Genomic DNA, 25,663 nt, shown 5'->3' with positions numbered 1-25,663 from the left:
ATGACGCGGGCCCCGGCAAATCTTCTCGCCGTTCGTAGTCTGCTGCTCGAGCATCTCAACCGTGATCCCAACCGCAGTCGCGACGAGGATCTCGAACCCAACGAAGTCGGCATCGTCGGCGACGCCAACCACCGAGGGGGCTACCACTGCGGGTCGGACCGGGTCGTCACCAACGACTACTCGGTGGTCGAGTCGCCCCGCGACCGCAACGGCCTCACCCTCGACGCGGCGGCCCTGGACGTGGGAACGTTCCGACTCAACTCCGGCGGCCGTACCCACAACCTGTTCACGTTCTCGACCTGGTGCGTGGCGCAGTGTGTCGCCAACGCGCCGGATACCCGCGACATCCGGGAGATCATCTATTCGCCGGACGGCAACGTGGTCCGACGCTGGGACCGGCTCGGCCGTCGCAGCACCGGCGACCGGTCCCACCTGTGGCACACCCACTTCAGTTTCTTCCGGGACTCGATCAAGGCGAACCGCGACCAGCGGCCCCTGTTCCGCCGCTACCTGACCACCATCGGACTGCTGAACTCCGAGGAGGGAGAGAACGACATGACACCCGAGGAACACAACTGGCTCAGGACCGTCCACCGCAACCTCACCGTCCTGGACGGACGCAACCCGGTCGGGCAGACGTACACCCGGATGGCCATGGGCGAGGACCACAAGGACCCCGACTTCCGGGTCTCCCATCCGACACTGCGGAGCATCGGCGCCCAACTCACCGCGCTGCAGAGCACGGTGGAGTCGCTGATGAACCGGGACTTCACCGACGAGCAGGCGATCGTCACCGGGGTGCTGGCCGGTCTCACCCCGCAGGAGATAGCCGCGGCGATCCCGCCCACCGTGGCGCAGCAGGTCGTGAGTGAGTTGAGCCGCCGACTGGCGGCCTGAGGCGACGCTCCGACGGGTGGCGGCCAGTACCGGCCGCCACCCGCCGCCGTGCGATCAGCCCCGCGGGACCGGTACGAGTCAGAGCGGACGGACGTTGTCCGCCTGCGGACCCTTCTGCCCCTGGGTCACGTCGAACTCGACCTTCTGGCCCTCGGTCAGCTCACGGTAACCGCCGGACTGAATGGCCGAGTAGTGGACGAAGACGTCGGGTCCTCCGCCGTCCTGCTCGATGAAGCCGAAGCCCTTTTCGGAGTTGAACCACTTCACGGTGCCGGTTGCCATGCGTACTCTCTCCCTGTTCCATGCGGGCGATCGCTGGCTTCCGCGCCGGTGATCGCCCAATACCTTCCCGACAGTAACCGGTGAATAGCGGATTTGCGGGGCGAAGCGCCTCAGGTTGTGGGACGGATGGTTTCCGACGCGACGGGCGGATCAGGGATCACCCTCAGGGGCGTCGTGCGGAGGATGGGGAGGAAACCCGATGTCCACCGTGGCGGGCAGGTCCTAGCGTACGGGGTATGGCGGACCAGTTGGCCCAGGTCGGAGAGCTTCCCGTGGTGGTGCTGATGGCGGTGCTCGGGGTGGTCATGCTCTTCGACGCGGTGCCGCTGTTCGGGGTCCTCGTGCCCGGTGACGTGGCGGTGCTCGCCGCAGTGGCGGTCGGCAGCCCCACCACCGGGTTGGCGACCTTCGTCGCCGTGGTCACCGGATGCCTGACCGGTTGGTCGCTGAGCTTCCTCGTCGGCCGACGGTGGGGCGACCGGCTGCGGCGCAGCCGCTTCGGCGGTTGGATCGGCGAGGCGCGGTGGGTGGCAGCGGAGGCCATCCTGCGCCGCGACGGCGGTCGGCTGGTGCTGATCGCGCCCTTCCTGCCGGTGTTCAACGCGTTGCTGCCGCTGGCCGCGGGCGGGCTGCACATGTCGTACCGACGGTTCCTCGGGTTCGCGGCGCTCGGCGCGGCCGGATGGGCCGGCCTCTACCTGGTGGTGGGTACCGCGTCGCGGACGCTGGCCAGGCTCCTTCCCGCCGGAGCGAGCCCGTTGCTGGTGACCATGCTCGGCGGACTGCTGCTGGCGGCCCTGGTGCTGCTCGGCACCCGCCGGCGGCTGCGCGCGGTCACCCGCTGACCCGGTCACCGCCTCGCCCGTCGCCTCCCCACCGGGATGCTCGCCCACGCCGTCGCTGCTCTCGGAACCTCGAATCGGGGGTGGCTGTCGGACGCGTCGTGCAGGATCAGGACGTTCGTCCGCGCTGCCCTGAAGGAGCCCTGCCATGAGCGCCGCACCGCCACTCATCCGTCGTTACTTCGCGCTCGCCGGCGAAGCCGACAGCGACGCCTACTTCGCGCTCTTCGCCCCCGACGCCGTGGTCGAGGACGAGAACAGGACCTACGAGGGCATCGCCGCGATCCGGGCCTGGCGGCAGGAGGTGCCGCTGGTGTCGTACGAGATCACCGACGTGACGCAGACGCCGGAAGGGACGGTGGTCACCGCCACCATCGCCGGTGACTTTCCCGGCAGCCCTTTCGCCGGCCTGCGGTACCGCTTCGAGGACTACGACGACAACCAGATCCGACGGCTGCGCATCGCTCCCTGACCGGCGCGGCTGTCACCAACCGCGGGCGCGCCACTCGGCCAGGTGGGGGCGCTCCGCGCCGAGCGTCGAGTCCCGGCCGTGCCCGGGGTAGAACCAGGTGTCGTCGGGCAGCCGGTCGAACAGCTTGTGCTCGACATCGTCGATGAGCGCGGCGAACCGCTGCGGATCCCGGTCGGTATTTCCTACACCACCCGGAAAAAGACTGTCGCCGGTGAAGAGGTGCGGCACGCCACCGGGGTCGCGGTAGAGCAGCGCCACCGAACCCGGCGTGTGGCCCCGCAGGTGGATGACCTCCAGGGCGCAGTCACCGACCGGCACGACATCGCCCTCGGTGAGGGTCTGCGCCTCGATCGGCAGCCCGTCCGCGTCGTCGGCGTGCACCAGTGCCCGGGCACCGGTCTTGGCCACCACCTCCTCCAGGCCCACCCAGTGGTCCATGTGCTGATGGGTGGTCACCACGGCGGCCAGCCCCGCGTCGCCGATCAGCTCCAGCAGTCTGGGCGCCTCGTTCGCCGCGTCGATCAGCACCTGCTCGCCGGTGCTGCCGCAGCGCAGCAGGTACGCGTTGTTGTCCATCGGACCGACCGACACCTTGGTGATGGTCAGGTGGTCGAGTTCGCGTACCGCCGGCGGGCCGCCGGGGGTGACTTCTCCGCTGTAGGTCATGACTTCCTAGATCCATTCGGGCGGGCGGGGGAGGTGTCCGTCGGGGGTGACGGTCAGGGTGGTGCCGGGGTCGCGGCCGGTCAGCCACGCGGCGAGTTCGGCCGCCGAACCCGCGACGACCGGTGCCTGTGCCCGGTCGCCGAGCACCAGTTCGTGGCTGCTGCCGTCGAAGCGCAGCACCATCGCCGGTACGTCGCTTCGGTCGGCGAAGCCGCTGGTCACCTCGTGCAACAGCCGGTGACCGAAGTCCGGTGACCAGTCCGTGAGCCGGTAGCCGGCCGCCAGGTCGACGTGGTGGATCTCCAGCTCCCGCAGCCGACCCCAGACGAGCAGGGCCGCCGGCCGCGAGCCGTGTCGGGTCTCGACGGCGGCACCCCACGCCGGCACCGGCATCGCGGCGACGGCCTCGGCGAACCGGTCCGCGCTGCGCCGCAGGTCGTCCAGCTGTTCCTCCGGGGTACGCGTGGCCCCCGCCTCGATGTCGGCGGTCCGGGCCGCGGCGCTGGCGTACATCGGGATCGACTCGCCGGTGCGGGCCGAGGTGAGCAGGTTGACGAAGCCGTCGGCATTGCGGCAGAGGTGGGCCAGCACATGCCCTCGGCTCCACCCCGGCAGCAGGGAGGGCGCCGCGAGGTCGGCGGCGTCGAAGGTGGCCGCCGTCCGCAGCAGGCGAGCCGTGGCGTCGTCCACGTCGCCGGTCAGCAGAAGCGGATCCATCGTCACGGTGCTGACCCTAGCGGCCCGTGCCCACCGCGTCGCCGGGGAATTCACTTCCGGCGTGGCGTGGCCCGACCTACCGTCTGTGCCAGCGACCCCCTCGACCCGGGTCACGCGACGCGGACGCCTCGCCCGCTGCCTCGCGGCCCGGTCACCACCGGGGGAGGTCGACCAGGTTCGTGCGCGGCGCCGGAGCGGAGGAGGTGGTGGTCATGCCGGTCACCGCACCCGTGTATCACCCGCACCGACACTGAACGAGGAGCCATGACCATCTCGCTGACCGCCCTGGGCTGGGACACCGACCGGGCGGCCCATCTGCGACGTATCCGTACCGACAAGCGCCCCGGCCGGGTGGCCCGCGTCGACCGCGGCGTCTGCACCGTGCTCACCGAGGACGGGCCGGTGCGCGCCTCGACCGGCGGGGCCGTGCTGGCCGCCGCCGTCGGCGACGCGACCCGGCTGCCCGGCGTCGGCGACTGGGTGCTGCTGTGCGCCTGGCCCGATGGGCGGGTGACGGTGGAGGTGGTGCTGCCCCGGCGTACCGCGTTGATCCGGCGTACCGCCGGCAAGGACGCCAGCGGCCAGCTGCTGGCCGCCAACCTGGACGTGGCCGCCGTGGTGGAACCGGTGCACCCGGCACCGGACGCCGCCCGTATCGAGCGACTGCTCTCCCTGGTCCACGAGTCGGGTGCCCGGCCGCTGGTGGTGCTGACCAAGACCGACCTGGCGGCCGATCCGGCGGCGGTGGCGCGCCACCTGGCGGCCCTGGCGCCCGGTGTGCCGGTGCTGCCGGTAAGCGCCGAGCGCGGCATCGGGCTGGCACCGCTGCGCGCCGAGGTCGGCCCCGGCGGCACCCTCGGGCTGCTCGGACTCTCCGGCGCGGGCAAGTCGAGCCTGGTCAACGCGCTCGCCTCGGCGGTGGTGATGCCCACCCAGGCGATCCGTCGGGTCGACGGCAAGGGTCGGCACACCACCACCTGGCGGGCGCTGGTGCCGCTGCCGGGCGGGGGTGCCGTGGTGGACACGCCCGGGGTCCGGGCTGTCGGCCTGCTCGACGGCGCGACCGGGCTCGACCGCGCCTTCGCCGACATCGCCGACCTGGCCGACGGCTGCCGGTACGGCGACTGCGGGCACGAGGCCGAACCTGGCTGCGCGGTGCGGGCGGCGCTGGACGCCGGTGCGCTGACCGCCCGCCGCTATGAGAGCTGGCGCCGGCTGCAACGGGAGATCATCCACGAGACCCGTCGCCGCTCCACCCGCTCCACGCGTGTGTCCCGCGCCACCCGCCGCACCCCCCGTCCCCACTGACCGCCCCACCCCTCAGCCCCGCCTCCGCCCTCGCCGCCCACTCCGGTCCGTGATCACGCAGCTGTGATGGTCGGTATGAGAGTGTTCGACCACTTCTGTTCGTTCGGTCACTGCCTGATCGGCGCAACTGGGCGGGGGAGGGGGCGGGGGTGGTACGGAGGGGCGGGATATGTGGGTGGGAGAACTTGTCGGAGGTCGGGTCTACAGTTGCCGGGGCGCACTCTCCGCGCTGACACAACCGCTGGGGCCACCCCAAAAGCGGACAGATCCTCCTCTCCATTCTCACCCGGGAGTACACGGACCGTGGCCGACCGTTTGATCATTCGTGGCGCGCGCGAGCACAACCTGCGTGACGTCAGCCTCGACCTGCCCCGGGACGCCCTGATCGTGTTCACCGGGCTGTCCGGGTCGGGCAAGTCGAGCCTGGCCTTCGACACGATCTTCGCCGAGGGGCAGCGGCGCTACGTCGAGTCGCTGTCGTCGTACGCCCGGCAGTTCCTCGGCCAGATGGACAAGCCGGACGTCGACTTCATCGAGGGCCTGAGCCCGGCCGTGTCCATCGACCAGAAGTCCACCTCGCGCAACCCCCGCTCCACCGTCGGCACGATCACCGAGGTCTACGACTACCTGCGGCTGCTCTTCGCCCGCGTCGGCGAACCGCACTGCCCGGTCTGCGGCGAGCGGATCTCCCGGCAGAGCCCGCAGCAGATCGTCGACCGGGTTCTCGCCATGGCCGAGGGCACCCGCTTCATGGTGCTCGCCCCGGTGGTGCGCGGCCGCAAGGGCGAGTACGTCGACCTCTTCGGCGAACTCCAGGCCAAGGGGTACGCCCGGGCCCGGGTCGACGGCGTGGTGCACCAGCTCACCGACCCGCCGAAGCTGAAGAAGCAGGAGAAGCACACCATCGAGGTGGTGATCGACCGGCTCAGCGTCAAGCCCAGCGCCAAGCAGCGGCTGACCGACTCGGTCGAGGCGGCGTTGGGCCTCTCCAGTGGTCTGGTCCTGCTCGACTTCGTCGACCTGGCCGAGGACGACCCCGACCGGGAGCGGCGCTACTCCGAGCACCTGGCCTGCCCCAACGACCACCCCCTCGCGATCGAGGACCTGGAGCCCCGGGTCTTCTCCTTCAACGCGCCCTACGGCGCCTGCCCGGAGTGCACCGGCCTGGGCACCAAGAAGGAGGTCGACCCGGAACTGGTCGTCCCCGACCCGGAGCGCAGCCTGCGCGAGGGCGCGATCCAACCCTGGGCGACCGGGCACAACCTGGAATACTTCCTGCGCCTGCTGGAGGCGCTCGGTGAGGCGGAGCACTTCGACGTGGACACGCCCTGGCGGGCGCTGCCGTCGCGGGCGCAGAAGACGATCCTGCACGGCTCCGGCGACCAGGTGCACGTGCGCTACCGCAACAAGTACGGCCGGGAGCGCTCGTACTACACCGGCTTCGAGGGCGTGATGCAGTGGATCGAGCGCCGGCACTCGGACACGGAGAGTGAGTGGTCGCGGGAGAAGTACGAGGGCTACATGCGCGACGTGCCCTGTGCGGCCTGCGGCGGTGCCCGGCTCAAGCCCGAGGTACTCGCGGTCACCCTGGCCGGGCGCAGCATCGCCGAGGTCTGCAACCTGTCGGTCGGCGAGTGCGCCGACCTGCTGGCCGGCATCGAACTGACCGACCGGCAGAAGCTGATCGCCGAGCGGGTGCTCAAGGAGATCAACGCCCGGTTGCGCTTCCTGCTCGACGTCGGGCTGGACTACCTCTCCCTGGACCGCCCGGCCGGCACCCTCTCCGGTGGCGAGGCGCAGCGGATCCGGCTGGCCACCCAGATCGGCTCCGGCCTGGTCGGGGTGCTCTACGTGCTGGACGAGCCGTCGATCGGGCTGCACCAGCGGGACAACCACCGGCTGATCGAGACGCTGGTGCGACTACGTGGCCTGGGTAACACGCTGATCGTGGTCGAGCACGACGAGGACACCATCCGTACCGCCGACTGGATCGTCGACATCGGTCCCGGCGCCGGGGAACACGGCGGTCGGATCGTGCACAGCGGCTCGGTGCCGGCGCTGCTGGAGAACGCGGAGTCACTGACCGGGGCGTACCTGTCCGGCCGGCGGAAGATCCCGACACCCGAGGGACGTCGACCGCAGACTCCGGGGCGGGATCTGGTGGTGCACGGGGCCCGCGAGCACAACCTGCGCAACCTGACCGTGAGCTTCCCGCTCGGCCAGTTGATCGCCGTCACCGGCGTCAGTGGCTCGGGCAAGTCGACCCTGGTCAACGACATTCTCTACGCCGTGCTGGCCAACCAGATCAACGGTGCCCGGCTGGTGCCGGGCCGGCACACCCGGGTCTCCGGGCTGGAGCACGTCGACAAGGTCGTCGGCGTCGACCAGTCGCCGATCGGCCGCACCCCGCGATCCAACCCGGCCACCTACACCGGCGTCTGGGACCACGTGCGCAAGCTGTTCGCCGAGACCACCGAGGCCAAGGTGCGCGGGTACGGCCCGGGACGGTTCTCCTTCAACGTCAAGGGCGGTCGCTGCGAGGCGTGCTCCGGCGACGGCACCATCAAGATCGAGATGAACTTCCTGCCCGACGTGTACGTCCCGTGTGAGGTCTGCAAGGGCGCCCGGTACAACCGGGAGACCCTGGAGGTGCACTACAAGGGCAAGACCGTCTCCGACGTGCTGGAGATGCCGATCGAGGAGGCGGCCGAGTTCTTCTCCGCCATCCCGGCCATCCACCGGCACCTCAAGACGCTTGTCGACGTGGGTCTGGGCTACGTACGGCTGGGGCAACCCGCCCCGACCCTCTCCGGCGGCGAGGCGCAGCGGGTCAAGCTCGCCTCGGAGTTGCAGAAGCGCTCGACCGGGCGGACGGTCTACGTGCTCGACGAGCCGACCACCGGCCTGCACTTCGAGGACATCCGCAAGCTGCTGCTGGTGCTGGAGGGCCTGGTCGACAAGGGCAACACGGTGATCACGATCGAGCACAACCTGGACGTGATCAAGAGCGCGGACTGGTTGATCGACATGGGCCCCGAGGGCGGTCACCGGGGCGGCACGGTGCTCGCCACCGGCAGCCCGGAGGAGGTCGCCGAGGTAGCCGAGAGTCACACCGGACAGTTCCTGCGTACCGTCCTCAAGCTCGACGGCGCGGCGAAGGGTGCCGTGGCGGCCACCGCCCGGGCGGCGAAGGCCAACGGCGCCCGGGCCCGGAGCGGCCGCAAGACCACCACCGCCGCGCGCTGACCGACCGGATGCCAGGCGCCGGTGGCCGGTGCGGTGCCGGCCGGCACCGCGCAGCTCACCGAGGGTTTCCGGCCCCGAGCGGCGGGGACGGCGGGCCCGGGTGGCCGATCGGGTGAACCGGCCGGCAAAGTGGTGCGTGTAGGGAAGAGTAGCCACAGATCATGCACCGGGGTCACCGACGGAGGGGCGAGGCATGAGCGAGCCGCAGCAGGGGGCAGGCATCAGCGACGACCAGGTGCCGACCGGACCGGGAATGCGTACCCGCCGGGCCGTGCTCACGGGTGCGGGGGCGGTCGGCGCGGCGGTCGTCCTGACCGCTTGCGGCGGTGCGGACGACGACGGCGCGGCACCGAGCCCGGGACCGCAGGTCACCAACACCGGTGACGCCGGTGGCGGGGACCGTGAGGGCGCCCAGTCACTGGCCCGGACGACCGACATCCCGGTCGGGGGCGGCGCGGTCTTCGCCGCCCAGGGCGTGGTGATCACCCAACCCACCGCCGGCGACTTCAAGGGTTTCGACCCGGTCTGCACCCATCAGGGCTGCCCGGTGTCGAACGTCGACGGCGGCACCATCAACTGCACCTGCCACGGCAGCAAGTTCTCCATCGAGGACGGCTCCGTCAAGGCCGGCCCGGCCACCACGCCGCTGCCGGCCAAGAACATCAAGGTCGACGGCGACCAGATCGCGTTGGCCTGAGTCGATCTGGCGCGCCCGGAGGACTGGCCAGGCTGCGGCCTCCTGCCGGTCGTTCCCTGGCGGTCGCGGCCGGGACGGTGTCGTCCCGGCCGCGACCGTCGGCCTCACTGGGCGTGGACCGACATCTCCCACAGCGAGAAGCCGTAGGAGGTGCCTCGGGTCAGCCCGTACATCCGCACGTACCGGGCCTGCTGAAGGGCGAAGGTGACCACGTCGGTCCCGCCGTCCCCGGCGGTGGTCGACCAGACCGGTCGCCAGGTGGCACCGTCGGCGGAGACCTCCACCCGGTACGACCGGGCGTGGGCCGCCTCCCAGGCCAGGACCACCCGACCCACCTGCCGTACGGAACCGAGGTCCACCCGCAGCCATTGGTTGTCGGACCAGGAACTGGCCCACCGGGTGCCCAGGTCGCCGTCGACGGCGCGGCTGGCGCCGTTGAACAGTTGGTTGCTGGAGGCGGTGACCGGGCGGCCGGCGGCCAGGTTGGTCAGGTCGTCGCCACGTCGGGCGGGGAACGAGACCACCTGCTGGTAGGTGGGGCGGTTCTGCCAGGCGATGGTGGCGTGCTTGATGCCGCCCAGCGGTGACTGGACGATGGCGTCGGCGCACCACTGGTCACCGGCGGCGCACGTCGAGTCACCCGGATAGGTCTGCGTGGCCGGCGTCGTCGCCGCCGTCCGCAGCGTGTCCAGCAGGATCTGGCGGCAGGCGGCCAGGTCGCCGTCGCCGCAGAAGGTACGCCCCGGCCCGCCGGCCACCGGGTCACCCAGGACGGCCCGCAGGTCCTTGTCGACCCAACCCCACCACCCGTACTGGAACGCCGAGCCCTTGTGCGTCTGGGCGCTGTTGGCTGACGACGGCAGGTTCGACACGTCGCCCTGTTGGTGGCCGGAGGGTGACTCGTTGACCTGGAGGGTGTTGACCAGGGACTGGTACAACTCCACGCCGAGCGGCTCCCGGAACATGCCCCGCACCAGCAGCGGCCACCAGGCGTCGAGGGTACGGATCGCCTCGGCGTGCTGGTAGACCTTGCTGCCCTTTGTTGTCTCCACGCGCAGCGCGCCGGCCTGCCGCCACGCCTTCAACCGGGCGATCTCGGTGGCCATCGCGGTGTCGGTGACCGGTTGGCTCTCCAGTACCCGGATCAGCTCGCCGAGCACCTCGGCGCCGCGCAGATCGGTCAGGCCGGCCCGCTGCACCAGCTCGGTGAGCGAGGCCCGGTCGAAGGTGCGGCCCGCCGCGAGCGCCGCCTTCACCGGCTTGTCCAGCAGGTCACCGCGGTGCACGGCGCCGAAGCTGAAGTTGCCGTCGGCGGCACCGAAGTCCTTGGCCTGCTTGTTGTTCCAGCTGACGTAGTAGTCCTGGTTCACCGACTGCGGGTGGGCCGACGCCGGCGCGTACCGGGCGGTGCCGGTGTCCGGGTCGAAACCCTGCCACTCGTACGCCCGATCGGCCTTCATCGGCAGGCTCGGATTGGTGCCGGAGGCCCGCAGCGGGTTGAGCCCGGAGTTGAAGTACGCCGACTCGGTGGAGTTGACGTAGAACCAGTTGAACGCGTACTCGACGTTGTTCGCCGAGGTGCGGAACGCCGCCGCGGAGCCCATCTGGGTCGGGTCGTTGTACATCTGGAAACCGATCGCGGAGTCGGCCTCCCGGCCGTAGGTGGACCGCAGGTGGGTGAAGGCGTGCGGCACCCCGCCGACGGTGCCCCGCCACGCCACCAGGCCGAGCTTCGTACGCCAGGCGACCAGCTTGTACGACCCGGCGGCGGTGCCGTCGGCGACGGTCGGGCTCCACCTGTTGACGTGGGACAACTCCTCCATCGCCAGGCACTGGCCGCGGAACAGGTAGTGGTTGCTGCCCAGCGTCGGCGTGCCACCGCCGGGTACGCAGAGCGGCACCGCGTACGTGTCGGTGATGTCGTGCACGGAGGAGGTGGCGCTCCAGGCGTAGTCCTGGCCCCGGCCGAGCAGGACGTACAGGTTGAGCCCGGCGAAGGCGGCACCTCGGGCGCTGATGCCCGGCCCCTGCAACTCCTGGACCATCAGCAGTTGGGGAGAGAAGTAGCCGGTCTGCGGCCCGAAGACCGCCACCGGGTGCCCGCTGGTGGAGTGCTCGGCGGAGATCACCGCCGCGTTGGACATGCCCCGGTGTGCCGGGTCGATGGTCAGCCCGGACAGTGCGGCGGCCAGCTCGGAGCCGCTCTTCGAGGTCGCGGCGGCGGTCGCGGAGCCGGTCGGGTCGGTGAAGACCGGCTCGACCCGGGACGAGCCGGCGTCGGGCAGCACCACGCTTGGCGCGTCGGGGGAGGCATCGCCGTACGGGAAGCTCTGGCCGTCGTGCAGCGTCAGCACGGTCTCCGGGTCGTTCTGCCCCCGGAAGCCGTTCCACACCCGGTCGCCCTCCACCGGGCCGAACTTGGCCCGGGCGGCGATGCGGACCAGCGCGGACTGCATCTCGGTGCCGCCTCCGCCGCCGAACAGGCCGCCGACCACGCCGGCGATGGCGACCAGGTCGGTCATCACGAACGGCTCGGGCCCGCCGGCGTTTGTGATCGCGTCGAGATGCCCGGTGAGCACGTACTCCCCGGGGCAGTTGCGGTTGGCCATGCAGGTACGGATGTAGGCGTTGATCCCGGCGATGTACTCCTGCACGTCCGTGTAGAGCTGCTCACCGCGGTCACCCTTCTGCCGCAGCGCGGCGACCTGCGCCGCCAGGTCGGCCTCGGTGTACGGGGAGGTGCGCCAGACGCTCTGCTCCAGCGCCCGGTTGCCCGGGGCGCCACCCGCGAACGGGGTCAGGGTGCCTCGGCCGACGTGCCGCAGCAGGTCGATTGTGAACAGCCGGTCCTCGGCCCCGGCGTAGCCGGCGCCGAACATGGTGCCGGCGCGGGTGCTGCCGGTGATGTGCGGGACGCCGGTGGCCCGGTCCCGCAGGATGCGGACGTCCGAGCGGGGTGAGTAGTCGCGTTCCACCTGGTTGGGCGCGACGCCGAAGGAGGCGTCGTTGAAGAAGGTGTCGATCTGGTCCTCGCGCAGCCCGGCGTAGCCGTAGACGAGGTCGGCGTACCTGTCGAGCTGGTCGGCGGAGTGCCGGGGCAGGGTGCCGAATGCCTGGTTGCCCAGGATCTCGACCAGGGTGGCGTTGCCGTTCTGGCCGGGCGGCAGGATCTCCGAGCATTCTCCGAGGCAGTAGTCGTTGGCGGCGAAGGCGTTGGCGACGTTTGTCGCGAGGGTGCTCGTCGTGGTCTCGGTCGGGCTGCTGGCTGCGGTGGCGGTGGTCGGGGCGGCGACGAGAAGGGCGGCGACGGCGGCGGCCGTGGTGCCGGCGAGCAGCCGGCGGGGGGTGGTGTGACCGGTCATGGCGATCCTCTGTGGACGGGGGCCATCGGACGGGATCATTACATGAAGAACATTCGGTTACTGGATGGTAGGCCGCCGTGCTCGATATTGGAAGGCGTCGATCAGGGCGTCGAGCGCGGTCGCCCCGGCGAGGCGGGAACGGGCATCAGGGGATGATCCGGGCTGTCGGAGGCGGCGACTAGTCTCGGAGTGTGGCTGATCCGTCGACCTACCGTCCCGCGCCGGGCACGATTCCCGAGGCGCCAGGGGTGTACCGCTTCTACGACGGCACCGGCCGGGTGATTTACGTAGGCAAGGCGAAGAACCTGCGCAGTCGACTGAATTCCTACTTCGCCGACCTGTGGGGGCTGCACCAGCGCACCCAGCAGATGGTCACCACCGCCGAGGCGGTCGACTGGGTCACCGTGGGCACCGAGGTCGAGGCGCTCCAGCTCGAATACCTCTGGATCAAGCAGTACGACCCGAGATTCAACGTCCGGTACCGCGACGACAAGTCCTACCCCTACCTGGCGGTGACCCTCGACGAGGAATATCCCCGGCTCCAGGTGATGCGCGGGGCCAAGCGCAAGGGGGTGCGCTACTTCGGGCCGTACTCGCACGCCTGGGCGATCCGCGAGACGCTCGATCTGCTGCTGCGGGTCTTCCCGGCCCGCACCTGCTCCGCCGGGGTGTTCAAGCGGGCCGGCCAGGTCGGCCGGCCCTGCCTGCTGGGATACATCGGCAAGTGCTCGGCCCCCTGCGTCGGCAGCGTCTCCGCCGAGCGGCATCGCGAGATCGTCGACGATTTCTGCGACTTCATGGCCGGGCGCACCGACACCATGGTCCGCAAACTGGAACGCGAGATGGCCGAGGCCAGCGAGCAGCTGGAGTTCGAGCGGGCGGCCCGGCTGCGCGACGACGTCGCCGCGCTGCGCCGGGCGATGGAGAAGCAGACGGTGGTGCTCGGCGACGGCACCGACGCCGACGTGGTGGCCTTCGCCGACGACCCGCTCGAAGCCGCGGTCCAGGTCTTCCACGTCCGGGGCGGGCGGGTACGCGGCCAGCGCGGCTGGGTGGTGGAGAAGACCGAGGAGCTGACCACCGGCGATCTGGTGCACCACTTCTGCACCCAGGTCTACGGCGGCGAGCACGGCGAGGCCGATGTGCCGCGCGAGCTGCTGGTGCCCGAGCTGCCCGCCGACGCCGAGGCGCTTGCCGACTGGCTCTCCACCCACCGGGGCGGCCGGGTGACGCTGCGGGTGCCGCAGCGCGGCGACAAGCGGGCCCTGATGGAGACGGTGGAACGCAACGCGAAGGACGCCCTGGCCCGGCACAAGCTCAAGCGGGCCGGTGACCTCACCACCCGCAGCAAGGCCCTCGACGAGATCACCGAGGCGCTCGGGCTGCGGACGGCGCCGCTGCGCATCGAGTGTTTCGACATCTCGCAGATCCAGGGCACCGACGTGGTGGCGAGCATGGTCGTCTTCGAGGACGGGCTGCCCCGCAAGAGCGAGTACCGGCGATTCATCATCCGGGGTGCCACCGACGACCTCTCGGCGATGTCCGAGGTGCTGCGCCGCCGCTTCGCCCGCTACCTCGACGCGCGCGCCGAGACCGGTGAGGCAGGTGTCGAATCCGCCGCTGACCTCGCCGCCCCGGCTGTCGCCGACCTCGCCGCCCCGGCCGCCGCCGTTGACCGTGCCACCGCCCGCGAGCCGGCCGTCGCCGGCACCGATGTTCTCGGCACCACGCCGGCCGTCGTCGACGCAGACGACGGTGATGCAGGCGTCGTCGACGGCAGCGACGAGCCGCGGATCGGGGCGCTTGTCGACCCGACCACCGGCCGGCCGCGCAGGTTCGCGTACCCGCCGCAGTTGGTCGTGGTCGACGGTGGAGCGCCGCAGGTCGCCGCTGCCGCACAGGCCCTCGCCGAGCTGGGCATCGACGACGTGGCGCTGTGCGGGTTGGCCAAGCGGCTGGAGGAGGTCTGGCTGCCCGACGACGACTTCCCGGTCATCCTGCCGCGCGCCTCCGAGGGGCTCTACCTGCTGCAGCGGGTACGCGACGAGGCCCACCGCTTCGCCATCACCTTCCACCGGCAGCGCCGCTCCAAGCGGATGACCACCTCGGCGTTGGACAACGTCCCCGGCCTGGGCGAGGTACGCCGCAAGGCGCTGCTACGTCACTTCGGCTCGCTGAAACGCCTCTCGGCCGCCACCGTGGAGGAGATCGCCGAGGTCCCCGGCGTCGGCCGGCGCACCGCCGAGGCCATCCTCACCGCCCTCGGCGCACCTACCCCCACCACCGAACCTCCCGCAAGTTGACACCTTCGGGGATGTTGCGGTCTCCACGGCGCCTGAGACGGCAGCAACCCTGAAGTTGCGCGGATCCTGATGAGGGGAGGGCGGAGCTCAGGCGGCGTCGGTGAGCACCCCGAGGAGCTGCTCGCCGTACTTGGCCAGCTTGTTCTCGCCGACGCCGCTGATCCGGGACAGCTCGGCCAGCGACGACGGCGCATCGGCCGCGATCTGCCGCAGCGTCGCGTCGTGGAAGATGACGTACGCGGGTACGCCCTGCTCCTTCGCGGTGGCCGCCCGCCAGGCCCGCAGGCGCTCGAACGTGCCGGCTGCCTCCGCCGGCAGCTCGGCGACCACGGTGGCCGCGCCCCGCGGCTTGGCTGCCTTCGCCGGGCGGGCCGCCTCGCGGCGCAGCATCACGGTGCGCCGCCGGCTGAGCACCTCGGCGCTGGCGTCGGTGAGCGCCAGGGTGCCGTAGTCGCCCTCGACGGCGAGCAGTCCCTCGGCGAGCAGTTGCCGGACCACGCCGCGCCACTCCGCCTCGCTCAGTTCGCCGCCGATGCCGAACACGGTAAGCGAGTCGTGCCGATGCTGGCTGATCTTGTCGGTGGTACGACCCAGCAGGATGTCGATGCAGTGCCCGGCGCCGAACCGTTGGTTGCGCTCCCGGTCCAGCCGGAAGACGGTGGAGAGCAGCTTCTGCGCGGCCACCGTGCCGTCCCAGGATTCGGGCGGCTCCAGACAGGTGTCGCAGTTGCCGCAGCCGCCGGTGGCCGGCTCGCCGAAGTACTCCAGCAACTGCGCCCGGCGGCAGCGGACCGTCTCGCAGAGCGCCAGCATCGCGTCGAGGTGGGCGGCGAGGTTGCGCCGGTGCGCCAGGTCACCCTCGGAGGTGTCGATCATCTTCCGCTGCTGGACCACGTCCTGCAGCCCGTACGCCAGCCAGGCGGTCGACGGCAACCCGTCGCGGCCGGCGCGGCCGGTCTCCTGGTAGTAGCCCTCGACCGACTTGGGCAGGTCGAGATGGGCGACGAACCGCACGTCGGGCTTGTCGATGCCCATTCCGAAGGCGATCGTCGCCACCATCACCACTGCGTCGGCGCGCAGGAAGCGCTGCTGATTGGCGGCGCGAGTGCCCGCATCCAGGCCGGCGTGGTACGGCAGGGCGTCGATGCCGTTGGCGACCAGGAACTCGGCGGTCTTCTCCACCGAGGCGCGGGACAGGCAGTAGATGATGCCCGCCTCGCCGGGATGTTCGTCGCGCAGCAGGGCGAGCAGTTGCTTGCGCGGCTCCCGCTTCGGCACGATCCGGTACTGGATGTTGGGCCGGTCGAAGCTGGCCACGAAGTGCCGCGCCTCGGTGAGGCTGAGGCGGGTGGCGATCTCGGACCGGGTGGCGCTTGTCGCGGTGGCGGTCAACGTGATGCGGGGTACGCCCGGCCAGCGTTCGTGCAGCATCGACAGGTTCAGGTAGTCCGGCCGGAAGTCGTGGCCCCACTGCGACACGCAGTGCGCCTCGTCGATGGCGAACAGGCCGATCCGCCCCCGGTCCAGCAGGTTCAGCGTGGCCCGACTGGCCAGCGCCTCCGGCGCCAGGTAGAGCAGATCGATCTCCCCGGCCACGAACTCCGCCTCGACCAGCCGGCGGGTGTCCAGATCCAGTGTCGAGTTGAGGAAGCCGGCCCGCACCCCGACCGCGGTGAGCGCGTCCACCTGGTCCTGCATCAGCGCGATCAAAGGCGAGATCACCACGGCGACGCCGTCGCGGACCAGGGCGGGAATCTGGTAGCACAACGACTTGCCGCCGCCGGTGGGCATCAGCACCAGCGCGTCGCCGCCGGCCACCACGTGGTCGATGACCTCCCGCTGGAAGCCCCGGAACGAGTCGTACCCGAAGACCCGCCGCAGCACCTCAAGCGTCGCTGTCACCTTCTCGGCGGTGGGTGCGTCGGAGGCGGCCAGGTCGGTGACGCTCACATCGGCGGGAGAGACCATCCGAGGATTCTACGAGCGGCTGATTTGCGCGTTCGATCTGTGGCAGTGCCGGTGCTGTCGGCTCGGCGTGTCGACGACCTACGCTGCCACAGATCGAAGCAGGGCGGGGTTGGCGCTGGGGCGGTCATGGGGTGGGTGGGACGGGGACCTGCTTGGCCCAGCGGACGTCGCCGTCGGGGCCGACGTAGCAGAACGCGACGACCAGGCGTGCGGGGTCGGTCAGCGGCAGGGCACCGGGTGCCAGTCGGAAGACGGCGATCAGGCTGCCGTCGGCGATCGCGCGGGTGCCCACCGCGCCGACGTTGTCCGGGGTGGTGAACGTGCCCTCGGGCTCCTCGCGGGTGGCGGTGTCGGCGAGCCAGGGGTACCGCTCGGCCAGCACGTCGTACGCTCCGGCCCAGTTGGAACCGGTGCCACCCTCGGCGTCCCAGCCGGTGTAGGGCCGCACCACCCGGGCGGGTTCCACCCGGCCGTCGAGCAGGATGACCTGGTAGTGGCCCTGCCGGGACGGCCCGGACCAGCTCAACCGCAACACCACCGACTGCCTGTCGGGGTCACCGATGACGTTGTCCGCCGGCTCGGGCCAGCCGACCGCGACGACCGCGTCCGCCACCTGGTCCGGCTCCGGCAGCACGGCCTCGACGGTCACCGCCACCTGGTCACCGCCGTGTGTCCACTCGCGTTCGCGGTCGACGTAGCGGTCCACCGTGGCCAGCACGGCGACCATGACCGACACCAGGGCAACCACCCAGCGCAGCCGCGCCCCGTGCCTGCCCATGGCCGGAGGATATCCGCGTCGCGCGTCGCGCGCCGTCAGTCAGCCGACACGTCCGGTGCGCGCTTCCGGTGGCCCTGCGGCGCGGCGGCGGTGCGTCCCCCGGAGCCCGACACCGGCGAGCTAGAGTCGCTGCTTGACCAAGCCCGGCCGGATCGGCCGGGGCGGCAGGGCTGGAGGGGCAGACGGGTGGGCGAGGCGCACACGACCGGTCACCGTGCGGGCGTACCCGGTGAGCAGACCGGGAAGACCGCCGAAACGGACACCACACTGGTCGTGGTCACCGGGCTGTCCGGTGGTGGCCGCAGCACCGTGGCCCGGGCGCTGGAGAACGTGGGCTTCTACGTCGTCGACAACCTGCCGCAGGCGCTGCTGCTGGACATGGCCGAGCTGGCCGTGAAGGCGGGTGGGGCGGCCCGGCGTACCGCGATGGTGCTGGACGTACGCTCCCGGGCCTTCTCCACGGATCTGGCCGAGGCGATCCGGGAGCTGAAGGAGCGTGGCTACGCCCCCCGGGTGGTCTTCGTCGACGCCGACGACGAGGTGCTGATCCGCCGGTTCGAGAGCGTCCGGCGCTCGCATCCGTTGCAGGGCGACGGCCGGCTCGCCGACGGCATCGCCGTCGAGCGGGGGCTGCTTGAGGAGGCCCGCGACCAGGCCGACGTGATCATCGACACCAGCCACCTCAACGTGAACCAGTTGCGCCGCCGGGTCGAGGAACTGTTCGGCGGGGAGGACGCCCGCCGGTTGCGGCTGACGGTGATCTCCTTCGGCTTCAAGTACGGCCTGCCGCCGGACGCCGACTTCGTGATGGACGCCCGGTTCCTGCCCAACCCGTACTGGGTGCCCGAACTGCGGGAGCACACCGGGCGCGAGGAGGCGGTCAGCGCGTACGTGCTGGGGCAGGAGGGCGCGGACGCCTTCGTCGACGCGTACGCGGACCTGGTCAACGCCACCACGGCCGGCTTCGAGCGGGAGGGCAAGCGGTACCTGACCGTGGCGGTCGGGTGCACCGGCGGCAAGCACCGTAGCGTGGCGATCGCCGAGGAGTTGGCGGCCCGGCTGCGCCGTTCCGGGCTGGCCGCCAACGCCCAGCACCGCGACCTGGGGCGGGAATGACGATCCGGGTGGTGGCGTTCGGCGGCGGGCACGGCCTGTCCGCCTCGCTGCGGGCGTTGCGCCGCTGCGCACCGGAGCTGGATCTGGACATCACGGCGGTGGTGACCGTCGGCGACGACGGCGGCTCCAGCGGCCGGCTGCGGGCCGAGCGGGGTGGGCTGCCCCCCGGTGACCTGCGGCAGGCACTTGTGGCGCTGGCCGGCGACCACCCCGCCACCCGACGCAGTGCGGGGCTGTTCCAGCACCGCTTCGCGGAGATGGCGGCGGGTGGCCGGGCCGACGGGCTGGCCGGGCACGCGGTGGGCAACCTGGTGCTCTGCGGGCTGATGGAGCTGCTGGGCGACCCGGTGGCCGCCTTGGAGCACGCGGGGGCGATGCTCGGCTCGGTCGGCCGGGTGCTGCCGATGTCCCGCCAGCCGGTCGACATCGAGGCCCGGGTCCGCGGGGTCGACCCGGGACGCCCCGACGAGGTGTGCACCGTACGCGGACAGCATCAGGTCGCGGTCACCACGGGCCGGGTCGAGTCCCTGCGGCTCACCCCGCAGGCACCGGCGGCGTGTGTCGAGGCGGTCGCCGCGATCGGCGACGCCGACTGGCTGATCTTCGGGCCGGGCAGCTGGTACACCAGCGTGCTGCCGCACCTGCTGGTGCCGCAGCTGGCCGCGGCGATCCTGGCCAGCCCGGCTCGGCGGCTGGTCACTCTCAACCTCGCCGCCGAGAAGGAAACCCTCGGGCTCTCCGTCGCCGACCACCTGGCGGCGCTGCGCTGGTACCTGCCGGAGCTGACTGTCGACTTCGTGCTCGCCGACGCCAAGGCGGTCGGTGACCCCGAACCGGTCCACGGTGCGGCAGAATCCCTGGGAGCCCGGCTGGTCCTCGCTCCCGTCGCGGTCGACGACGGCACTCCCCGTCATGATCCGGCTGCTCTGGGCGCCGCCCTGGTGCCTGTACTGGGCGCCGATCGTTAGACACGTACGTAATCTCCGGCGACACGCCGGAACCGGTCCGTGAGGGGACGCACAATGGCGATGACGGCTGCGGTCAAGGACGAGCTGAGTCGGGTCGACGTGCCCAAGCCCTGCTGCCGGCGGGCGGAGATGGCGGCGCTGCTGCGGTTCGCCGGTGGGCTGCACATCGTCTCCGGGCGGGTGGTGGTGGAGGCCGAACTCGACACCGGCGCGGTGGCCCGGCGGCTGCGGCGCGAGATCGCCGAGGTCTACGGTTATCCGAGCGAGATCCACGTGCTCGCCTCCGGTGGGCTCCGCAAGGGCAGCCACTTCATCGTCCGGGTCGTCAAGGACGGCGAGGCCCTGGCCCGGCAGACCGGGCTGCTCGACGTGCGCGGCCGGCCGGTACGCGGGCTGCCGCCGCACGTCGTCGCCGCCAGCGTCTGCTGCGCGGTGTCCGCCTGGCGGGGTGCGTTCATGGCGCACGGTTCGTTGACCGAGCCGGGTCGGTCCAGCGCCCTGGAGATCACCTGCCCCGGGCCGGAGTCGGCGTTGGCGCTTGTCGGTGCGGCCCGGCGGCTGGGCATCACCGCCAAGAACCGTGAGGTACGCGGCGTCGACCGGGTGGTGGTCAAGGACGGCGACGCGATCGCCGCGCTGCTCACCCGCATCGGTGCCCACTCCAGTGTGCTGGCCTGGGAGGAGCGCCGGGTCCGGCGCGAGGTGCGGGCGACGGCCAACCGGCTGGCGAACTTCGACGACGCCAACCTGCGGCGTTCGGCCCGGGCGGCGGTCGCTGCCGCGGCCCGGGTGACCCGGGCGTTGGAGATCCTCGCCGACGACGCGCCGGAACACCTGACCTCGGCCGGTCGGCTGCGCCTGGAGCACCGGCAGGCGTCCCTGGAGGAGTTGGGTGCGCTGGCCGACCCGCCGCTGACCAAGGACGCCATCGCCGGGCGGATCCGCCGGTTGCTGGCGCTGGCCGACAAACGGGCCCGCGACCTCGGCATCCCGGATACCGAAGCGGCCGTCACGCCCGACATGCTCGTGGTCTGATAGGACGGTGGGGCGACCACCCGGCGCAGCGTGGCTCGGCGCGCTCGGATATGGTCGCTGCGTACGGCAAGGGGGCCGGCACCGGTGCTCCCCGCCGTATCCACCGCCTCGACGGCGGTCAGGTCCCTCGGACCGCGGCGGGGTGGCCGGGATGAACCGTCAACGGCCGGCTCCAACGGTCGGCGCACAACCACTTCGCCGGCCGAGGGTCTCCACGCCGGCGGACCAGAACGCGAGGAGATGGGACCTGTGACCATCCGGGTTGGCATCAACGGCTTCGGCCGGATCGGCCGTAACTTCTTCCGGGCAGTGCTGGCGTCCGGCGCTGACGTCGAGGTCGTGGCCGTCAACGACCTGACCGACAACGCGACGCTCGCCCACCTGCTCAAGTACGACAGCATCCTGGGCCGCCTCCCGCAGGAGGTCAAGGCCACCGCCGACGAGATCACCGTCGGCGGCAAGTCCATCAAGGCGTACGCCGAGAAGGACCCGGCGGCGCTGCCGTGGGGCGACGTCGGCGCGGACGTGGTCATCGAGTCGACCGGCTTCTTCACCGACGCCACCAAGGCCAAGGCGCACATCGACGGCGGGGCCAAGAAGGTCATCATCTCCGCTCCGGCGAAGAACGAGGACGTCACGGTCGTGATGGGCGTCAACGACGGCCAGTACGACCCGGCCAGCCACAACATCATCTCGAACGCCTCCTGCACCACCAACTGCCTGGCGCCGATGGCGAAGGTCCTGCACGACACGTTCGGCATCCAGCAGGGTCTGATGACCACCATCCACGCGTACACCCAGGACCAGAACCTCCAGGACGCGCCGCACAAGGACCTGCGCCGGGCCCGGGCCGCCGCGCTGAACATCGTGCCGACCTCGACCGGCGCGGCGAAGGCCATCGGCCTGGTGCTGCCGGACCTCAAGGGCAAGCTCGACGGGTACGCGCTGCGGGTGCCGATCCCGACCGGCTCCGCCACCGACCTCACCGTCACCGTCGGTCGCGAGACCTCGGTGGACGAGGTCAACGCCGCGCTGAAGGCCGCTGCCGAGGGCCCGCTGCGGGGCATCCTGACCTACAACGAGGACCCGATCGTCTCCGCCGACATCGTGACCGACCCGGCGTCGTGCATCTTCGACGCGCCGCTGACCAAGGTCATCGGCAACCAGGTCAAGGTCGTCGGCTGGTACGACAACGAGTGGGGCTACTCCAACCGCCTCGTCGACCTGGTGAAGCTGGTGGGTAGCTCGCTGTGAGCATCCGTAACCTCGACGACCTGCTCGCCGAGGGGGTCTCGGGTCGGCGCGTGCTGGTGCGCGCCGACCTGAACGTCCCGCTCGACAAGCAGACCGGCGACATCAGTGACGACGGCCGGATCCGGGCGGTGCTGCCGACCCTCGGCGCGTTGACCGAGGCCGGTGCCAAGGTGGTCGTCTGTTCCCACCTGGGCCGGCCGAAGGGTGCGCCGGACCCGCAGTTCAGCCTCGCCCCGGTCGCCGGGCGGCTCGGTGAGCTGCTCGGCACGGCGGTGCACACCGCTACCGACACGGTTGGCGAGTCCGCCCAGGCGACGGTGGCGGCGCTCGCCGACGGTGAGGTGGCGCTGCTGGAGAATCTCCGCTTCAACAAGGGGGAGACCAGCAAGGACGACGCCGAGCGGGGTGCGTTCGCCGACCAGCTCGCCGCCCTCGGTGACGTGTACGTCGACGACGCGTTCGGCGCGGTGCACCGCAAGCACGCAAGCGTCCACGACGTGCCCGCCCGGCTGCCGCACTTCGCCGGCCGGCTGGTGCTGCGCGAGGTGGAGGTGCTGTCGCAGCTCACCGGCGACCCCGAGCGGCCATACGTGGTGGTCCTCGGTGGGTCGAAGGTCTCCGACAAGCTCGCGGTGATCGAGGCGCTGCTGCCGAAGGTCGACCGGCTGCTCATCGGTGGCGGCATGTGCTTCACCTTCCTCAAGGCCCAGGGCCACGAGGTCGGGTCCTCCCTGCTGGAGGCGGAGATGGTGGAGACCTGCCGCAACCTGCTGGAGCGCTCCGAGGGCAAGATCATGCTCCCGGTCGACGTGGTGGCCGCCGACGCGTTCGCCCCGGACGCCGCGCACGACACCGTGCCGGCGGAGGGCATCCCCAGCAAGCGGGTGGGGCTGGACGTCGGCCCGAAGACGGTGGCGGGCTTCGCCGCCGCGCTCAAGGGCGCCCGGACGATCTTCTGGAACGGCCCGATGGGCGTGTTCGAGATGCCCGCCTTCGCGCACGGCACCCGTGGGGTGGCCGAGGCGATCGCCGGTGCGGACGCGTTCAGCGTGGTCGGTGGCGGTGATTCCGCCGCCGCGGTGCGGGCCCTGGGGCTGGACGAGAAGTCCTTCGGGCACATCTCCACCGGCGGTGGCGCGTCCCTGGAGTACCTGGAGGGCAAGACCCTCCCCGGCATCGCGGCTCTGGAGAACTGATGGCGAGCGCCCCCCGCCGGCCGCTGATGGCCGGCAACTGGAAGATGAACCTCAACCACCTCGAGGCGAACCTGCTGGTGCAGAAGCTGGCCGCCAGCCTCACCGAGAAGCAGCTGACCGAGGTGGAGACGGTGGTGCTGCCGCCGTTCACCGACCTGCGCACGGTGCAGACCGTGGTGGAGGGCGACAAGCTGCTGATCGGCTACGGCGCACAGGACCTGTCGCCGCACGCCTCCGGCGCGTACACCGGGGAGATCTCCGGCGCGATGCTGGCCAAGCTCGGCTGCACGTACGTGGCGGTCGGGCACTCGGAGCGCCGGCAGTACCACCGCGAGGACGACACGCTGGTGGGTGCCAAGGTGCAGGCCGCGCTGACCCACGGGCTCACCCCGATCCTCTGCGTGGGGGAGGGGCTGGACGTCCGGGAGCAGGGCAGCCACGTGGCGCACTGCACCGACCAGCTCGACGCCGCCCTCAAGGGGCTCAGTGCGGAGCAGGTGCTCCGGGTGGTGGTCGCGTACGAGCCGGTCTGGGCGATCGGCACCGGCAAGACGGCCACCCCGGAGGACGCCCAGGAGGTGTGTGGCGCACTGCGGGCCCGGCTGGCCGAGACCGTGGACCAGGCCACCGCCGACGGCGTACGCATCCTCTACGGCGGCTCGGTCAAGTCGTCGAACGTCGCCTCGATCATGGCGCAGCCGGACGTGGACGGCGCCCTGGTGGGCGGCGCCAGCCTGGACGCTGAGGAGTTCGCGAAGATCTGCCGGTTCCCGGAGCACATCTCCGGCTGATCGCTCGCTATCCTTGACTCCGCCCGTCCGCCGGTCGGTGCCGCCGTGCCCGATCTGCCCGGGCGAGGATCGTAACGAGAGGACTGACCCCCGCCATGCCGCTCTGGTTCGCCTACACGTTGATCGTGTTGCTGGTCATCACGAGCTTCCTGCTCGTTCTGCTCATCCTGCTGCACCGCGGCAAGGGCGGTGGAATGTCCAGCATGTTCGGCGGTGGCGTCAGCTCCAGCCTGGCCGGCTCGTCGGTGGCCGAGAAGAACCTGGACCGCTACACCGTTCTGGTGGCCATCGTCTGGTTCGCCTGCATCATCGGGCTCGGTCTCTGGCTCCGGCTTGAGGTGGGTACGGGAGTCTGAGCCGGCCCCCGAGGCGTACAATCTGCGCGCGGTCCGTCACCCGACGGGCCGCGCGCAGTCCGTTTCACTCGCTGCACCGCGTCGCCCGCCGTCCACCCCCCGACGGCGGTCCCCTCCGACGACAGGAGTCAGCGCCGTGCCGAACGGCCACGTCATCCGGGGCGCCCGCGTCGGGTCCGCGCCCCCACGTCCCCCCGAACGCCACCAGCCGGTCCCGTGCCGGTCGGTCAGCTACTGGTGCCGCAACGGGCACCGCACCGACATCCGGATCGTCGCCGACGTGGTGGCCCCGACCGTCTGGGACTGCCCCCGCTGCGGGCTGCCCGCCGGTCAGGACGCCCAGGATCCGCCGGGCCGGGCCCGGGCCGAGCCCTACAAGACCCACCTGGCGTACGTGAAGGAACGTCGTACCGACGCCGAGGGGGAGGCGATCCTCGCCGAGGCTCTCGCCGCGCTACGCCAGCGTCGCGGCAGCCGAGGCTAGGCCCTCGACGTGCCCGGGTGAGGCCGGCGGGGCAGGCGAGCGGCGACCGCGCCGTGGCTCGCGGCTCGTCTCCGGCGGCCACCGCCCCCTGGACCGCGTCGACGTCTCGGTCAGCGCAGGCTGCGGAAGCGGGCCGGCAGATCGGCCGCCGCGGCCCGGTCCAGCAGCCAGAGGGTACGCCCGGTGCCCTGCACGCCGGCCGCCGGCACCTGCACCGGGCCGGCACCGGCCAGCGCCATGCCGACCGCGTGGGCCTTGTCGCCGCCACCGGCCACCAGCCAGACCTCCTCGGCGGTGTTGATCGCCGGGAGGGTGAGGGTGATGCGTACCGGTGGCGGCTTCGGGCTGCCCCGCACCGCGCTTACCGGTCGGCTCTCGTAGTGGACCGGGTGTTCCGGGAAGACCGAGGCCACGTGCCCGTCCTCGCCGACACCGAGCATCAGCACGTCGAAGTGGGGCAGCACGGCCGTGCCGGGCCGGGCCGCCCGGGCGAGTTCGGCCGCGTACCGGGCGGCGGCCTCCTCCGGGTCGGCACCGCCGTCCGAGGCCGGCATGGCGTGGATCCGGGCCGGGTCCACCGGCAACGCGTCGAGCAGCGCCGCGCGGGCCTGGGTCTCGTTGCGCTCCGGGTCGCCGGAGGGCAGGAACCGTTCGTCGCCCCACCAGAAGTCGACCCGGGACCAGTCGACCGCGTCCCGGGCCGGCAGTGCGCCCACCGCCCGGTAGACCGCCGCAGCGATCCGACCGCCGGTGAGCACCACCGACGCCTGGCCACGTTCGGCCTGGGCGTCGAGCAGCCGCACCACCAGTCGGGCCGCGACCGCCTGCGCCAGCAGGTCGGCGTCGGCGTGGACGGCGACACTCGCCTCACTCATGGTGTCCTTCCGCGACCGCCGGGCGGTCGATGTCGTGCGTACCGGAGGGG

At 71.5% G+C, this 25,663-nt stretch carries 22 protein-coding genes; 15 read left to right on the top strand and 7 right to left on the bottom strand.

Annotation, left to right across the window (positions count from 1 at the left end; all coding sequences use genetic code 11):
- Nucleotides 1–897, top strand: coding sequence for a hypothetical protein (locus tag AB0J93_RS26055; protein ID WP_363924947.1), 897 nt, complete (start codon nucleotides 1–3; stop codon nucleotides 895–897).
- A 78-nt stretch (nucleotides 898–975) separates the two neighbouring features.
- On the opposite strand, the gene AB0J93_RS26050 is transcribed toward AB0J93_RS26055, so the two are convergent.
- Nucleotides 976–1,179, bottom strand: a complete 204-nt coding sequence (locus AB0J93_RS26050) for a cold-shock protein (protein WP_093401468.1) — start codon at nucleotides 1,177–1,179, stop codon at nucleotides 976–978.
- A 236-nt stretch (nucleotides 1,180–1,415) separates the two neighbouring features.
- On the opposite strand from AB0J93_RS26050, the gene AB0J93_RS26045 reads away from it, so the two are divergent.
- Both AB0J93_RS26045 and AB0J93_RS26040 read left to right on the top strand, forming a co-directional pair.
- Nucleotides 1,416–2,024: a VTT domain-containing protein gene (locus AB0J93_RS26045; RefSeq protein WP_363924946.1), complete on the top strand. Its 609-nt coding sequence runs from the start codon at nucleotides 1,416–1,418 to the stop codon at nucleotides 2,022–2,024.
- Between the two features lie 145 nt (nucleotides 2,025–2,169).
- A complete protein-coding gene (locus AB0J93_RS26040) occupies nucleotides 2,170–2,493 on the top strand; it encodes a nuclear transport factor 2 family protein (RefSeq protein WP_363924945.1) in 324 nt (107 codons plus the stop codon).
- 12 nt (nucleotides 2,494–2,505) lie between these two features.
- Here AB0J93_RS26040 and AB0J93_RS26035 read toward each other — a convergent pair whose 3' ends face one another.
- Both AB0J93_RS26035 and AB0J93_RS26030 read right to left on the bottom strand, forming a co-directional pair.
- The gene (locus AB0J93_RS26035; protein WP_363924944.1) at nucleotides 2,506–3,159 is read right to left on the bottom strand and encodes an MBL fold metallo-hydrolase; all 654 of its coding nucleotides are present in this window, start codon (nucleotides 3,157–3,159) and stop codon (nucleotides 2,506–2,508) included.
- Between the two features lie 6 nt (nucleotides 3,160–3,165).
- Complete coding sequence (locus AB0J93_RS26030; RefSeq protein WP_363924943.1) at nucleotides 3,166–3,882, bottom strand: maleylpyruvate isomerase family mycothiol-dependent enzyme; 717 nt, start codon at nucleotides 3,880–3,882, stop codon at nucleotides 3,166–3,168.
- A gap of 258 nt (nucleotides 3,883–4,140) precedes the next feature.
- Between AB0J93_RS26030 and rsgA the strand changes: the two genes are divergently transcribed.
- The 3 genes from rsgA to AB0J93_RS26015 all read left to right on the top strand — a co-directional run bounded on the left by rsgA (nucleotide 4,141) and on the right by AB0J93_RS26015 (nucleotide 9,127).
- Nucleotides 4,141–5,184, top strand: a complete 1,044-nt coding sequence (gene rsgA, locus AB0J93_RS26025; protein WP_363924942.1) for a ribosome small subunit-dependent GTPase A — start codon at nucleotides 4,141–4,143, stop codon at nucleotides 5,182–5,184.
- Nucleotides 5,185–5,487: 303 nt separating this feature from the next.
- On the top strand, nucleotides 5,488–8,430 hold the full coding sequence (gene uvrA, locus AB0J93_RS26020; RefSeq protein WP_363924941.1) for an excinuclease ABC subunit UvrA: 2,943 nt from the start codon (nucleotides 5,488–5,490) through the stop codon (nucleotides 8,428–8,430).
- A 193-nt stretch (nucleotides 8,431–8,623) separates the two neighbouring features.
- Complete coding sequence (locus AB0J93_RS26015) at nucleotides 8,624–9,127, top strand: Rieske (2Fe-2S) protein (protein WP_363924940.1); 504 nt, start codon at nucleotides 8,624–8,626, stop codon at nucleotides 9,125–9,127.
- Between the two features lie 104 nt (nucleotides 9,128–9,231).
- Here AB0J93_RS26015 and AB0J93_RS26010 read toward each other — a convergent pair whose 3' ends face one another.
- Complete coding sequence (locus tag AB0J93_RS26010) at nucleotides 9,232–12,489, bottom strand: penicillin acylase family protein (protein WP_363924939.1); 3,258 nt, start codon at nucleotides 12,487–12,489, stop codon at nucleotides 9,232–9,234.
- Between the two features lie 191 nt (nucleotides 12,490–12,680).
- Between AB0J93_RS26010 and uvrC the strand changes: the two genes are divergently transcribed.
- Nucleotides 12,681–14,792 (top strand): excinuclease ABC subunit UvrC, encoded by a 2,112-nt coding sequence (gene uvrC, locus AB0J93_RS26005; protein WP_363924938.1) that lies wholly within the window; start codon nucleotides 12,681–12,683, stop codon nucleotides 14,790–14,792.
- 87 nt (nucleotides 14,793–14,879) lie between these two features.
- Here uvrC and recQ read toward each other — a convergent pair whose 3' ends face one another.
- Both recQ and AB0J93_RS25995 read right to left on the bottom strand, forming a co-directional pair.
- Complete coding sequence (gene recQ / locus AB0J93_RS26000) at nucleotides 14,880–16,760, bottom strand: DNA helicase RecQ (RefSeq protein WP_363924937.1); 1,881 nt, start codon at nucleotides 16,758–16,760, stop codon at nucleotides 14,880–14,882.
- 124 nt (nucleotides 16,761–16,884) lie between these two features.
- Nucleotides 16,885–17,538, bottom strand: a complete 654-nt coding sequence (locus AB0J93_RS25995; RefSeq protein WP_363924936.1) for a hypothetical protein — start codon at nucleotides 17,536–17,538, stop codon at nucleotides 16,885–16,887.
- 267 nt (nucleotides 17,539–17,805) lie between these two features.
- Between AB0J93_RS25995 and rapZ the strand changes: the two genes are divergently transcribed.
- From rapZ to AB0J93_RS25955, 8 genes are all read left to right on the top strand, one after another.
- On the top strand, nucleotides 17,806–18,654 hold the full coding sequence (rapZ, locus tag AB0J93_RS25990; RefSeq protein ID WP_099851059.1) for an RNase adapter RapZ: 849 nt from the start codon (nucleotides 17,806–17,808) through the stop codon (nucleotides 18,652–18,654).
- Nucleotides 18,651–19,622 (top strand): uridine diphosphate-N-acetylglucosamine-binding protein YvcK, encoded by a 972-nt coding sequence (gene yvcK, locus AB0J93_RS25985; RefSeq protein ID WP_363924935.1) that lies wholly within the window; start codon nucleotides 18,651–18,653, stop codon nucleotides 19,620–19,622. The genes rapZ and yvcK overlap by 4 nt, the downstream gene beginning before the upstream one ends.
- Nucleotides 19,623–19,676: 54 nt before the next feature.
- Nucleotides 19,677–20,657, top strand: a complete 981-nt coding sequence (gene whiA / locus AB0J93_RS25980; RefSeq protein WP_093401454.1) for a DNA-binding protein WhiA — start codon at nucleotides 19,677–19,679, stop codon at nucleotides 20,655–20,657.
- Nucleotides 20,658–20,906: 249 nt separating this feature from the next.
- On the top strand, nucleotides 20,907–21,911 hold the full coding sequence (gene gap, locus AB0J93_RS25975) for a type I glyceraldehyde-3-phosphate dehydrogenase (protein WP_281563824.1): 1,005 nt from the start codon (nucleotides 20,907–20,909) through the stop codon (nucleotides 21,909–21,911).
- Nucleotides 21,908–23,107: a phosphoglycerate kinase gene (locus tag AB0J93_RS25970; RefSeq protein ID WP_363924934.1), complete on the top strand. Its 1,200-nt coding sequence runs from the start codon at nucleotides 21,908–21,910 to the stop codon at nucleotides 23,105–23,107. Before gap ends, AB0J93_RS25970 begins: the two co-directional genes overlap by 4 nt.
- A complete protein-coding gene (tpiA, locus tag AB0J93_RS25965; protein ID WP_363924933.1) occupies nucleotides 23,107–23,898 on the top strand; it encodes a triose-phosphate isomerase in 792 nt (263 codons plus the stop codon). The genes AB0J93_RS25970 and tpiA overlap by 1 nt, the downstream gene beginning before the upstream one ends.
- A gap of 95 nt (nucleotides 23,899–23,993) precedes the next feature.
- Entirely contained in the window at nucleotides 23,994–24,254 is a 261-nt protein-coding gene (gene secG / locus AB0J93_RS25960; RefSeq protein WP_357584801.1) for a preprotein translocase subunit SecG, read from the top strand.
- A 136-nt stretch (nucleotides 24,255–24,390) separates the two neighbouring features.
- Complete coding sequence (locus AB0J93_RS25955; RefSeq protein ID WP_363924932.1) at nucleotides 24,391–24,738, top strand: RNA polymerase-binding protein RbpA; 348 nt, start codon at nucleotides 24,391–24,393, stop codon at nucleotides 24,736–24,738.
- Between the two features lie 110 nt (nucleotides 24,739–24,848).
- Here the strand turns inward: AB0J93_RS25955 and pgl are convergent, their stop codons facing one another.
- Nucleotides 24,849–25,613, bottom strand: coding sequence for a 6-phosphogluconolactonase (gene pgl, locus AB0J93_RS25950; protein ID WP_363924931.1), 765 nt, complete (start codon nucleotides 25,611–25,613; stop codon nucleotides 24,849–24,851).
- Between the last annotated feature and the right edge of the window lie 50 nt (nucleotides 25,614–25,663).

Origin of the sequence: Micromonospora sp. NPDC049374, assembly GCF_040677165.1 — a bacterium.
Lineage (GTDB): Bacteria > Actinomycetota > Actinomycetes > Mycobacteriales > Micromonosporaceae > Micromonospora.
This window is presented reverse-complemented; position numbering and strand designations above follow the sequence as displayed.